Source organism: Capnocytophaga sp. oral taxon 336 str. F0502, assembly GCF_000411575.1.
In the GTDB taxonomy this organism is placed as follows: domain Bacteria; phylum Bacteroidota; class Bacteroidia; order Flavobacteriales; family Flavobacteriaceae; genus Capnocytophaga; species Capnocytophaga ochracea.
Genome location: NZ_KE150489.1, coordinates 468270 through 480976, shown reverse-complemented (window position 1 = coordinate 480976; position 12707 = coordinate 468270). Strand labels below are relative to the sequence as shown.

At 38.4% G+C, this 12707-nt stretch carries 11 protein-coding genes; 5 read left to right on the top strand and 6 right to left on the bottom strand.

Features of this window, described 5'->3' with window-relative positions:
- Nucleotides 1–67 precede the first annotated feature (67 nt).
- The 4 genes from HMPREF1528_RS05485 to HMPREF1528_RS05470 all read right to left on the bottom strand — a co-directional run bounded on the left by HMPREF1528_RS05485 (nt 68) and on the right by HMPREF1528_RS05470 (nt 3163).
- The gene (locus HMPREF1528_RS05485; RefSeq protein WP_016478964.1) at nt 68–895 is read right to left on the bottom strand and encodes an alpha/beta fold hydrolase; all 828 of its coding nucleotides are present in this window, start codon (nt 893–895) and stop codon (nt 68–70) included.
- 79 nt (nt 896–974) lie between these two features.
- On the bottom strand, nt 975–2018 hold the full coding sequence (locus HMPREF1528_RS05480) for a phosphotransferase enzyme family protein (RefSeq protein WP_016478963.1): 1044 nt from the start codon (nt 2016–2018) through the stop codon (nt 975–977).
- Between the two features lie 69 nt (nt 2019–2087).
- Nucleotides 2088–2951 carry an NDP-sugar synthase gene (locus tag HMPREF1528_RS05475; protein ID WP_016478962.1) on the bottom strand — a complete coding sequence of 288 codons (864 nt, stop codon included), beginning with the start codon at nt 2949–2951 and terminating at the stop codon, nt 2088–2090.
- A 47-nt stretch (nt 2952–2998) separates the two neighbouring features.
- Nucleotides 2999–3163, bottom strand: coding sequence for a hypothetical protein (locus HMPREF1528_RS05470; RefSeq protein WP_009411712.1), 165 nt, complete (start codon nt 3161–3163; stop codon nt 2999–3001).
- Between the two features lie 570 nt (nt 3164–3733).
- Here HMPREF1528_RS05470 and HMPREF1528_RS05465 point away from each other — a divergent pair.
- The 4 genes from HMPREF1528_RS05465 (at nt 3734) to HMPREF1528_RS05450 (ending at nt 9781) form a co-directional block, all read left to right on the top strand.
- Nucleotides 3734–6205: a DUF2339 domain-containing protein gene (locus HMPREF1528_RS05465; RefSeq protein ID WP_016478961.1), complete on the top strand. Its 2472-nt coding sequence runs from the start codon at nt 3734–3736 to the stop codon at nt 6203–6205.
- A gap of 221 nt (nt 6206–6426) precedes the next feature.
- Entirely contained in the window at nt 6427–7113 is a 687-nt protein-coding gene (locus tag HMPREF1528_RS05460) for a PAS domain-containing protein (RefSeq protein WP_002671161.1), read from the top strand.
- A 44-nt stretch (nt 7114–7157) separates the two neighbouring features.
- Nucleotides 7158–7835, top strand: a complete 678-nt coding sequence (locus tag HMPREF1528_RS05455; RefSeq protein ID WP_016478960.1) for a PAS domain-containing protein — start codon at nt 7158–7160, stop codon at nt 7833–7835.
- A gap of 146 nt (nt 7836–7981) precedes the next feature.
- Nucleotides 7982–9781: an AMP-dependent synthetase/ligase gene (locus tag HMPREF1528_RS05450; protein ID WP_016478959.1), complete on the top strand. Its 1800-nt coding sequence runs from the start codon at nt 7982–7984 to the stop codon at nt 9779–9781.
- A 51-nt stretch (nt 9782–9832) separates the two neighbouring features.
- On the opposite strand, the gene HMPREF1528_RS05445 is transcribed toward HMPREF1528_RS05450, so the two are convergent.
- Complete coding sequence (locus tag HMPREF1528_RS05445) at nt 9833–10381, bottom strand: tyrosine-protein phosphatase (protein ID WP_016478958.1); 549 nt, start codon at nt 10379–10381, stop codon at nt 9833–9835.
- Between the two features lie 203 nt (nt 10382–10584).
- On the opposite strand from HMPREF1528_RS05445, the gene HMPREF1528_RS05440 reads away from it, so the two are divergent.
- Complete coding sequence (locus HMPREF1528_RS05440; RefSeq protein WP_016478957.1) at nt 10585–11907, top strand: leucine-rich repeat domain-containing protein; 1323 nt, start codon at nt 10585–10587, stop codon at nt 11905–11907.
- A gap of 49 nt (nt 11908–11956) precedes the next feature.
- Here HMPREF1528_RS05440 and HMPREF1528_RS05435 read toward each other — a convergent pair whose 3' ends face one another.
- A complete protein-coding gene (locus HMPREF1528_RS05435) occupies nt 11957–12694 on the bottom strand; it encodes an ABC transporter ATP-binding protein (RefSeq protein WP_034567895.1) in 738 nt (245 codons plus the stop codon).
- Nucleotides 12695–12707: the final 13 nt, after the last annotated feature.

The following is a 12707-nucleotide window of genomic DNA, read 5'->3' as shown; positions in this document are numbered from 1 at the left end:
TAATGGAAAAAGGGAGTGCTGTCAAAGACAATTCTAATAGATATTTCTTGTAGAGACAATATATTTCTTATCTTATAAAGGATTTTAGCTGAGTCAAATACCAATCAAAGTCATCATACATAATAAAGTGGAGCCCTTTATTGGCATATCTAAGGTCTCTCAAAGATAAATTTTGATATTGATCTCTTATGTTGTCTTTTGAATATGTAAATACGGACTCTAAGAGCACTAAGGCAGGCACTTTTATCTGTTTTATTTCCTCTCTGAGGTCTGTATTAGAGATTTCACACACAAGTTTGGCGAGGGTCTCCCTATCTGAGGCTACACTCCACTGAACGATGGTAGGCTTCTTGGCTTCCTTTGTTGTATAGTACATCATTGAAGCCATTTGCGAACGCTCAAAGTCTTCTTTGGGCATTGCTGTAAGTTCCTTGATCATAGGAGTACAATCCTTGTTAGGTGTTATCTTAAAATTAGGATCAGAAAGCAAAGGCAAGCAAGGCAGAGCATCTACAATCACTATTCTATCAAGTAGGTCAGAGGCTTTAGCAGCTATTTTCATAGCAAGGATGCCCCCTAAGCTATGCCCTACAATCGTAGGTTTTTGGATGTTCTCCTTTTTGATATAGGAGATAATGGCATCTGTCCAATAGTCCAAACTTGGATTCTTTACAGGGGTAATTCCTCCAAACCCCGCTAAGGTAAGCAGGTAGCAAGTGTGGTTAGTGATCAGAGCAGGTACAGTCTCTTGCCAGACATCGCTGGAGCAGCCAAGTCCTGGAATAAACAAAATAGGACTTCCTTTTTCTCCTACTTTTTTCACTGAGAATGGAGATTGTCCAAACGTAGATAGTGGTAAAATAAGTAAAAGGGGGGTTATAAAAACATTTCTCATAGTAAAAAAAATAGATTTTAAATTAAAAATTAGTTTGGTTTCAACTTTGGCAAAGTTTCAAACTAAAAGTTTGTATTACCTATTTAAAGTACTTTTTAGCAATTGCTCTGAGTTCTTTTTCTTTGTCTTCCAAACGCTGAAAGAGCACGAACTGGTTACGGGCACGAATGTAATTCTCCTCAGGATATGAGATTTTGTAATACACATCGTTATTAAAATAATCGGCGAGGAAACGAATACCGATAATGAATATCATATATTTGGCTCCGTCGACGATATGTTTTTTCTCTGAGGGAGTCATCACAGGGTTCATTACTGAAAAACCTTTACAAAGCGCTTCGAAGAACTCGGTATTGAAAACAATTTTGCTTTCATCGGCTTCGTTTTCTTCGGTGGGGCTAACCGAAGTGCGCACCATATCGCCGAAATCGTACAGTAAGATACCTTGCATCACTGTATCAAGGTCGATTACTCTAAAATCATCGGGATTGGATTTATTGATGAGTACGTTATTGATTTTGGTATCGTTGTGGGTTACGCGTATAGGAATGCGCTTTTCGTCTACTTCTTTTTGGATAAGGTCGAAAATTACCTTGTGTTTTTGCGCAAATTCGTATAGCTTTTCAGCTTTGTCTTTGCGTGCAGGAGTTGCCTGAGCATAAGCATCTTCGAGTTGTTGGAAGCGTAAATCTCCGTTATGGAAATTAGGAATGGTAGCCTGCAATCGAGAGGTATCGATATTGGCAAAGGTTTTCATAAAAGTTGCAAAGGCAGTGGCAGCTTTTTCGGCTTGCCAAGGAGCTTCGATGAATTCATAAGAAGTATAACCTTCGGCAAAAGGGAATACTCGCCATACAATGCCCTCAGCATTTACGGAGTATCCTCCTTGTTTAGCTTTCATCATCGGGAGGATGATGTGATTGTTAGGTTCAGTTTCCCAGAGCAGTTCGATGTTTTTGATGATGCTATTAGGGGTTTTGAACACATTGCTGTTAATCCCTTGAAGGATATAATTTGTATCGGTGGTTTTTACCAAATACGTACGGTTGATGTGTCCGTTGCCATAAGGTTCCACAGAAAGGAGGGTTCCTTTTAAGTTAAATTGATTGGCTATTTCTTTCATTTTTATTTAGGTAAGAGGTAAGAGATAAGAAGTAAAAAACTTATTATCTCTTACGGGTTAAACATTTTATTAGAATTTATCAGGGTATTCGCCTTTATCTACGAATTTTTGTATTTCGTTTTGTACCATTGCGAGGTCTTCGTGATAGGTCATACCGAACCAGTTGTCGTGATTGGGTAATACTTCTAATTTATATCCGTAATCCTTAATGGCGTGTTGTACTACCATAGGGATATAAAATTCGGATTTAGGGTCATCTTTATGTTCGGCTACAAATTCTTTGAAATAACGGTCGGCTATATCCAATACTTCGTGAGTAAATCCCCAGAAGTTCATAGATACGTAGGTGCTTAGGGGATACTCGGCGCCCGTAGCTTCGTCTACGGCAGTAGTTTCGTTAATTTTACGCAGTTTGGTAGCTTCATTGATAGAGAGTAGGTGATGATTGGCGTCTACTTCGCAGATACCGCGTGAAACAGTTCCGTTTTCACTAAGGGTGTTTTTCAGTAGATATCCTCCTGAGAAGAAAGTTTTTTCTTTACCAGCATTGAGCGCTTCGTACATTAAACGAAAGCCTTCTTTGCCATAATAATCATCGGCATTGATGATGAGGAATGGGTTTTTTACAAACTCTTTTACACAAAGCATAGCGTGCCCTGTACCCCAAGGTTTTTTACGTTCGATGCCTTTTGGGTTAAAATCGTCTTGATATACATAAGTAATGGGCACATTATTGAATCGATTTTCTAAGTGTTGGCGTGCTAAATCGTCGATTTCACGACGAATGATGAGTACTACATTGTCGAAACCAGCTTGTAGAGCGTCGTAAATACCGTAATCAAACAAAGCGTTGCCATTGTGAATATTTTCTAACTGCTTGTCTGAACCAAAGCGACTTCCTAAACCTGCCGCTAAAATTACTAATGTTGTCATATAAAGTTAATTTCTTAATAAATAAAAGTCTTGATAAGTGAATGTACTTATTTTGCATCGGCAAAGATAGGGATAATTTTGTAATCTGGAAAAAAATATAACGAAATTTTTACGAAGAATTTAAAAATGCTTTCCGTTACTTGTTCTTTTATAAGAGTTTTGATAATGCCAATAATACCGATAATGTCAGTAATGCCAATTAACTTAGCCAAAGTTTGAACTTTGGCTAAGTGTGTAGCGCAAAAGCGACGCACCGGAGTTTTTCGGAGAATCTAGGGGAGACTTTAAAAGTCTCAGGCGCGGAAGTGAAAGGATTGAAAATTTGAGGAGGAACGAAAGTTTTTGGAAGGATTTTAGAAAGGTTTGGAAAGATATTGAAGATATGGTTTAGTGTACTTAGCTTATAGAAAGCTTATAGGAAGCTTATACGAATCTTGGACGATTGGTATACAAAGACTGTATTAAACGTTGAGAAACAGGCATTTAGGAGGTGTTAAAGATATATTAAAACGAAAGCTAAGGCGTAGGGGTGTACTTTCGTAATTTAGGGTAAAGGGCGTTTGGGGTAGGAGAGGGGTGTTATAACTTACCTCCCCCGCTCCCCCTCCAAAGGGGGACAATCCACAATCATACCTATTTAAAACTTTTTGCATATTCTCAATGGAGGAGAATCCGTTAAATGTGAATGCTGTAAGGATTATATGGGTGATTTTGGTAAATTAGTTTTTTTTGTTACCTTTGTGCTTTCATTGCTTATTAGCTTTCGCTTTTACTTATAAGTTATGGTATCAGAAAAAGATTTAGAAGCCTTAATGGCTCAGGTAGATGGTGCTGTGGATAGGCAGTACGACTTCATTAAAGAGATGAAGCAGATAAAGCAAACGCTTTGGGAACTGAAAGCCCAAATGCGTGCTACTTCGGTATTAACTTCGGCGGTACCCGCAGAAACGGCAGTGCCTGAGGGTACACGTGAGGCAGTAGCAGAGACTCCCCCTGTGGAAACGGTAACTCCTGTTGAGGAACAAACCGTAATAAATACTGTGGCTGAGGAGATGACGGCAGCTGTTGTAGAGAAGCAAACGCCTGTTGCGACGGTTGCTGAAGCGGTGCAAGAAACTTCACAACCGAAACAAGAGACCCCTCCGATTACTTTTTCGTCAAAAACGAATCCGTTTGCGCCTAAAAAGAAGGTGAGAAATCCGTTTGAGCCGAAGCAATCTACTAACTGGGAGCGATTTATCGGTGAGAATTTGTTTGGCAAGATAGGGATAGTGATTATTATTATTGGGGTGTTTATAGGGGTGAAATACTCTATTCAGCACAACCTTATCAGCCCTGCAATGCGCTTGGTTTTAGGTTACTTAATGGGTATAGGGCTTTTTGTAACGGGAGCTATGCTCAAGAAAAAATATGAGAGTTTTAGTGCTATCTTGGTGAGTGGAGCAATGACGATTTTTTACTTCGTCACCTTTATTGCATATGCTGTTTTTGGTTATTTCCCGCAATCTCTTGCCTTTGTGCTGATGTTCCTCTTTACAGCCTTTACGGTACTTGCTTCGTTGAGCTATAACCAAGTGGTGATAGCTATTATAGGGCTTGTGGGAGGTTATGCGGTACCTTTTCTTTTGAGTAATAACTCGGGTCAGGTAGAAATTTTATTTGCGTATACAGCAATTATTAATATAGGTGTGCTGATACTTTCGTTTTATAAGCAATGGCGTTCACTGTACATTTCGGCGTTGTTCCTCACTTGGCTATTGTTGTTCTCGACGTGGGCATCGGCTTATCAGTACGACGATTTTGTGCCTTACTTTGTATTTAATTTGGTAACGTTCCTCACTTTCTATGTTGCTTTTATAGCTCAGAAAATACACAGGGTACAGGAATTAGAAGCGGTAGATGTGCTTTTGTTCTTGTTTAGTAGCTTGTCGTTCTACGCGATGGGTGTTTGGCTTATATTGGATTATTATCCTAATAATCGGACTTTTGTGGCGATGTTTACATTGCTTAACGCTGTATTTCACTTTTTGGTGGGTTATTATTTTCATCTCAAAAAGGCGCCTTCTCAGGCTTTGAAATACCTAGTTTTGGTATTGGCGCTCTCATTTGCTACTTTGGTAATCCCGATACAGTTTAAAGGAACGTGGATAACTATCTTCTGGATAGCCGAAGCTGCGTTACTCTTTGGGTTTGGGCGTACTAAAAAAATGCCTGTGTACGAGCGAATTTCATACGCAGTAGTGATTTTGGCTACTTTCAGTTTGCTGATAGATTGGGGGAAAGGCTCTTATAGTATCTTTGATATGGAAGACGCGAGTGCGTATATCACGCCTTTTGCTAACTCGCTCTTCATTACAGGGTTACTTTATAGTGTGGCGGTAGGAGCAATGGCTTATATCAATGATAAATACAAAGAGACAGGGACGCTTAATAAAGTGTTGAGCTTTTTGTTCAATATTTTTTCGGTACTTATTTTGTATTGCACTTTTTACAGAGAGATAAGCGTGTTTTGCGATATGAGGGCTTTACATCAAGACCCTGAAATTTACAGCCATTATGAGGCATATCAAGACTTGAACACTTTTAAAGGGGTATGGCATATTATATACAGTGTGTTGTTTATTTCGGCTTATAGTTTTCTGAATGTGAAGTACCTGAAAAAGAAATTGTTGGCAGAACTACAAATAGGCTTAAACTTTTTGTTACTGACTATATTTATGACCTTGGGGCTTTACTATTTCAGTGAGTTGCGTGAACGTTATATGGAAGAAGCGCAGGAAGGAGGGCAGTTATCACTTTGGTTTTTAAATATTAGATATGTGGGTTTGCTCTCGCTGGTGGTATTAGGTAATAGCATTTATGCCCTCAGTAAGTTTTTGGAATTTAAAACAGGAGCAAGGCGTGTATTGGAAATGTTGTTGCATCTGGTTATTTTGTGGGTTGCTAGCAGTGAATTACTGCACTGGACAGATATATATGAATCGGTAGCTAATTATAAATTAGGTCTTACAATTTTATGGGGAGGTTATGCTATTTTATTGGTAGTATTGGGTATTTTTAAAAGGAAGAAATACCAGCGAATATCGGGTATTATACTGGTAGGTTTTACGCTGTTGAAGTTATTCTTTTACGATACTACCCACCTCGACACTCTTCATAAGACCATAGTGTTTGTACTGCTTGGGGTATTGCTACTGATAGCATCATTCCTCTATAACAAATATACCAAAGAGATAGAGGGGGAGCAAAAATAAGAGGATGGAAGATTAAAAAGAGAGAGAAAAAATGCTAAATGTGTATTATTTTTCCAAAGAGGAAGAGAAACGTTGTGAGAGATGATTTTTTATAGAAAGTTGTAAATCAAATTAATAAATAATAATAGTAGTTGTAAGGAAAAATTTTTGATAAAAAAATACATATTATTTAAAATAAAAACATTACTTTTGCGCCATAATAACCAAAATTTAATTTTGTAATGATTAGAGATTATAGAGACATTAAGCTTACTGTACAACGTCCTACTCCTATTGACAAGGAGGTGAACTGGAATAAATCGTTGGTAGTGATTAGTGAAACTGATGTTTATGGTCGTATTACCAATGTAAACGATGTGTTTTGCAATGTTTGTGGCTATAGTGCTGCGGAAATGATAGGACAACCACATAGTATTATTCGCCATCCTGATATGCCTAAACTGATTTTTAAACTGCTTTGGGATAACCTTAAATTGGGGAATAACTTTATTGGGGTAATTAAGAACTTAGCAAAATCAGGGGAGTATTACTGGGTAGTCACGGATTTTGAAATGCGCAGAGATGCTGAAGGAAATATCACACACTACATTGCACGCCGTAGATCGGTGCCCAAAGGAGTAATAGACAACTATGTAGCGCCGTTTTATGATACGCTTTTGAAGCTTGAGAAGATAGGTGGAATGGAGCTTAGTGCCCGTTTTTTCAAGAACTACTTAGCTAAACAGGGCAAGGATTATATTGATTTCATTATAGATATAATGAATGAAAATAGAGAAAATGTGTCTTTCGAAGAAAATCAAGTATCATCAGTAGATACTACACAAGTGATTTCAGATGATATTGTAACTATGAATGAGGCTCAAAACGAGAAACGCAAGAGTTTCTTTGGTAGATTGTTTGTGCAATAACTATCTGAACAACCTATGTGATTAACTAAAAAATTTAAAATAATATGTCAGAATTTAAAAGTGCTGTACCTACTATTGCAAGACCTACTCCTATTGACCGTGAAGTACAGTGGGATAAGACCAAAGTACTCATCAGTGAAACAGATGCGGTTGGTACTATTACCAAAGTGAATGATGTGTTTTGTGAGGTATCACACTACACTGCTGAAGAACTCATAGGACAACCTCATAACTTGATACGTCACCCCGATATGCCAAAACTTATTTTTAAGCTTCTTTGGGATAACTTAAAGGCGGGTCACAACTTTGTGGGTGTGATTAAGAACTTAGCTAAAACAGGAGAATACTACTGGGTGGTTACTGATTTTGAAATGCGTCGTGATGCATCGGGTAATATTACGCATTACGTAGGTAGAAGAAGTTCTGTTCCTGAAGCAGCGATTAAAGACTATTTGGCACCTTTCTATGATTCACTTTTGAAAATGGAGAGAATAGGGGGGGTAGAATTGAGCAGTCGTTTCTTTAAAAACTATTTGGCTAAGCAAGGGAAGGACTATGTTGACTTTGTGATTAGTATTATGTCAGAGGGTCAAACTAAATTTACAGCTGAAACTGTATCGGGTGTTGATAATAACAACGTGACAGTATCTGACGATATTTACCAAATGGATGACTCGAAGAATGAAAAGCGCAAGAACTTCTTCGAGCGTTTGTTTAACTAATAAAAATATTAGAGAGAGATAAGAGAGGAATAGAGGTAGACTCTATTCCTCTTTTTTGTGGCATAGGATTTGTTATTTATTGAGCGTGGATTGTCAATTGAAAATTATTTTATACTTTTGCCCCGACTAATTAATTCAATAACGAAATGGACTTAACAGCCTATCACTTTGTATCGCTGTTTCGCAATAATGTACAGCAATACCCACAGAAAGACGCTTTGATGGGAAGAGACGCTTCTTCTCATTGGAAAGGTATTACGTGGGAGACCTTAGGCAGTACCACAACCCTTTTATCTAAATCTCTGCTTTCATTGGGTGTCCAGCCCCAAGAAACTGTAGGGATTCTTGCACAGAACACCCCACAATGGTCGCTTGCTGACCTTGCTTGCTTGCAAATACGTGCCATTCCGGTACCCATATATACTACAAATACCGCTGAACAAGCCCTCTACGTGATGAATCACGCTGAGGTGAAAGTGCTGTTTGTAGGCGATGAAAAGCAATACCAAAAAGCTCTTGAAGTAGCCTCTCAGTGCCCCACCTTGCAAATGATTGTGGTATGTGATAACGAAGTGCCTCTTACTGAAAAACAGTATTCCATTCACTGGAATGACTTTTTGGCACTCGGTAATAGTCCGCAGTATGACACAGAGTTAGACAAGCGCATTGCAGAACGCAATTTAGACGACCTTTTTACGATTATCTACACCTCGGGTACTACGGGTGAGCCCAAAGGAGTAATGCTTACTTATGAGAATTTAGCTTTCCAGATGGTAGGACATACCGAGCGCTTATCTACCGTAGATAACACTGATACGTCATTGGCTTTCTTGCCACTATCGCACGTATTTGAACGCGCGTGGACGTACTTCTGCCTTTACAAAGCAGTTACTGTTTATTACTTAGATGATACTAATTTAGTACGCGAAGCCCTTGCTGAGGTGCGTCCTACCTTGATGTGTGCTGTACCGCGCTTCTACGAAAAAATATTTGCCACCGTACACGACCGAGCTGACGCATCGTCATTTGTAAAGCGTAAGCTTTTCCGCTTGGCAATAGCTACTGGTAAACGAGTATTGGCATTACGCGAACAAGGTAAGAAACCGTCGTTTGTCTTACAGAAAGCTTATAACCTTTTTGATAAAATGGTTTATAAGAAACTGAAAGAGGCTCTTGGTGGACGCATTAAGTTTATGCCTTGTGGAGGGGCTAACCTCGAACCTAGTATCGGACGTTTCTTTCAGTCGATAGGTATTAACCTGAAATTAGGTTATGGGATGACCGAAACGACTGCTACTATATCTTGTTGGGGCGACGATCGTATCAATCCACAATCGGTAGGGAATGTGATGCCTAATGTGCAAGTGCGGATAGGAGAAGAGAACGAGATATTGGTAAAAGGAGGAATGGTGATGAAGGGTTACTACAAGAACCTAGAAGAAACCGCCAAAGCTTTTACTCCTGATGGTTATTTGCGTACGGGTGATGCGGGTAATTTGGACGGTAATAACAATCTCTTTATCACCGAACGCATTAAAGAACTGATGAAGACATCTAATGGCAAATACATTGCTCCACAGATGATTGAAGGCAAGGTAGGGAAGTATAACCTTATAGAACAAATAGCCGTGATTGCTGATGGTAAGAAGTTTGTTTCTGCCCTTATTGTACCTAACTACGAGATGCTCTCACAAGCATTAAAAGATCTCAACCTTAAGTACAAAAACACTGCAGATATGATAAAGCATAGCCAAGTGATTGAGTACATAGGTAAGCAGCTACAAAAATTTCAGAAAGACCTACCCGACTACGAGCAGATTAAAAAGTTTACGCTTCTGTCTTCGGCTTTCACTATTGAGCGTAATGAGATTACTCCTTCGCTCAAACTCAGAAGAAAAGTGATTTATGCCAATTATAGTCGTGAAATAGAGGCGATGTACAGATAAAGATATTAGAGACTATCCGTAAAACATTTTAAGATAGTCTCTTTTTATTTTCTATTTTATTCCTAAGTGCTTACGTACTTCGGCAACAGTACTTTCGGTAAACAAGGCTTCTAAGTTTTTCCAGACACTGTGATAGCCGTAAGGTCCATTGAGCATCTCTTTTTTAGCATCGGCTATACTCCAATCTTCATAGATAATTCTATACATTGCTACCATAATACCTGTACGATCAGCACCGTGATAACAGTGAATAAGTACCGCTCCTTCGTTTTGATGTTTGCGAATTAGTTTTAGTACACTTGCTATTTCAGGAGCTTTGATACGCCAAGTAAGTAACGGATGATTGATAAGCTTGATGCCTTCAGAGGCGTGGAAAATCTTCTTGTCTCCTGAACGTGTAAAGTAGCGCAGATTGATGATAGTTTTAATAGGTATCTTTTTGATAACCTTCTTGTCTTCATTTACTAATTGTTCACTTCTGTAAAGCAGACTGTCTACCTTATACAAGTTAGCATCTGCGTGAATAAGAGAAGCTTTTTGTTGCCCCCATAATGAGATAAAAGAGAATAATAGAAGGTAAAGTATTAGATTTTTCTTCATAAAAGTAATGTTTTTATAGAATCTGTTAAGTGCTTAAAATCAGGAGGCAAACATACTATTATTATAGCAGATATGCAAACTATATTGCATAAAATAATTGCAATATAAACATTTTAATTGTTAAAAAAGCATTGTTGTATTTTCTTATTTTGTACCTTTGCGCCCGATTTTTAATATTATCTGCTAATCGAAGAGTAATTTGTATGAAAAGATTCTTATTTATGGCAATATTAAGTTGCCTTGGTCTTGTGTTTGTACAATGTACCAAAACCGACACAGAACGTGTAGAAATTAAAGGAGAACGCGGTGAGCGTGGCAACTTAATCCTCTCAGGAATAGGCGTGCCTGATGCTTCTCAAGGAACGATAGGCGATTATTATCTCGACCTATCTACAGCCAATCTTTATGGAGCTAAAACAGCAAAAGGCTGGGGAACTCCTATTTCTTTAAAAGGCTTAAAAGGTGATGCGGGAGCTGATGGTGCTAATGGTACCAACGGTCAAGACGGGAAAGATGCCCCTGTACCTCAAATAAAGAATGGCTTTTGGTATATAGGTGAAACGAATACTCATATTAAAGCCCAAGGAGAAAAGGGTACTGATGGTACTAATGGCACTAATGGTCAAAACGGTCAAGATGGTCTTACGCCTCATATAGGATACAATGGTAATTGGTTTATAGGAAATCAAGATACTCATATAAAGGCTCAAGGAGACAAAGGAGAAACTGGTGCTACGGGTGCTACAGGAGCACAAGGACTTCCCGGTAAAGATGGCTCTAAAATATATTCAGGACAAGGCAAACCTGTGAGCCAAGGAGTAGAAGGTGATTACTATATCGATACTGAAGCTAAAATATTCTATGGACCTAAAACCAATACAGGTTGGCCTTCTACCGGTATTTCTCTTACCGCTCAACAAATGAGTGACACAGACTATGAACTTAGCACTGACGGAAAAATATTGCTAAAATGGAAAAATGAGAAAACACTTTTTATCGATATGAATACTGACCCTAAGCTAAAAGATGTAGAAATCATAGCTGACAATGCTTTTAACGCAGAAGTAAATAAACTCACATACCAGTTGAGAACTTTCGTCATTGGGGATAAAGTAAAAGATATAGGGGCTAAGGCTTTCTATCTATGTACTAAATTGACAAGTGTAGAAGTATCGAATGAGAATATAAGAAGAGAGATTACAAAAATAAAAACGCAAACCTTTGCTAATTGTACTCATCTACAAAATGTAGATATTCCTTCGAGCGTTACTACTATTGAAGCAAGAGCTTTCACAGGTTGTAATAGACTTACAAGTGTTATACTTCCTGAAACAGTAAACAATATAGTGAATAATGCCTTTGCAAAGTGTGATAACTTGCATACCGTAATCATACGTAACCCTAATGCTTTTAGTATAGGCATTATGGCATTTAATCAAACACTCTTGCGCAACATTTATGTCCCTTCCGGGAAAGTAGAGGAATATAAAATATTAAACCCTCAATACAAAGATTTTATCAAATAAGATATAAACAAAAAAAGCTACCAATTCGGTAGCTTTTTTTATTACCTTTTTATCTTTTACCTGTTACCTGAATAAACGCTTCTTCCAAATTAAATGCTTGCACTTCGGTAATAAGGTTTTGAGGTGTGTCTTCTTTTAGCAATTGTCCTTCGTTTAAAATACCTACACGGTCACAAAAATCCTGTGCCTCTTGTAAATGATGGGAGGTGTAAAGTATCGACATACCTCCTCTGTTCAATTCCTTTAAATAATCGATAATAATATTTTTGGACTGCACATCCACCCCCACTGTAGGTTCGTCTAAGAAAAGCACCTCAGGGCTGTGCAATATACCCGCCACCAAGTTGATACGGCGTTTCATTCCCCCCGAAAAATGAGCAATCTTCTTATTGGCAACTGAGGCTAAGGCTACTCGTTCAAGAGCTTCGTCAGTGAGTGCTTTTAGTTGTTTGCCTTTGAGTCCATACAGGCTACCGAAATAATGCAAGTTTTCGCGAGCGGTAAGCGTAGGATACAAAGCGTATTCTTGCGGAACCACCCCTATTTTATACCTAAGGCTTGTATCTTTATAAGTAAGTCCTACAATAGAAAAACTCCCCATCGTAGGTTTGATACTCCCAAAAAGAATAGACATCAGGGTAGTTTTTCCTGCTCCATTAGGTCCTAAAATGCCATAAATTTCTCCTCTTCTCACCTTAAACGTCACATCGTTCAAGGAAAGGCTACTGGCTTCTTTATATTGTTTGCTGAGGTGGGTTACCTCAATGGCATTGGGGGGTGTACTCATATTCTCAAAAGCT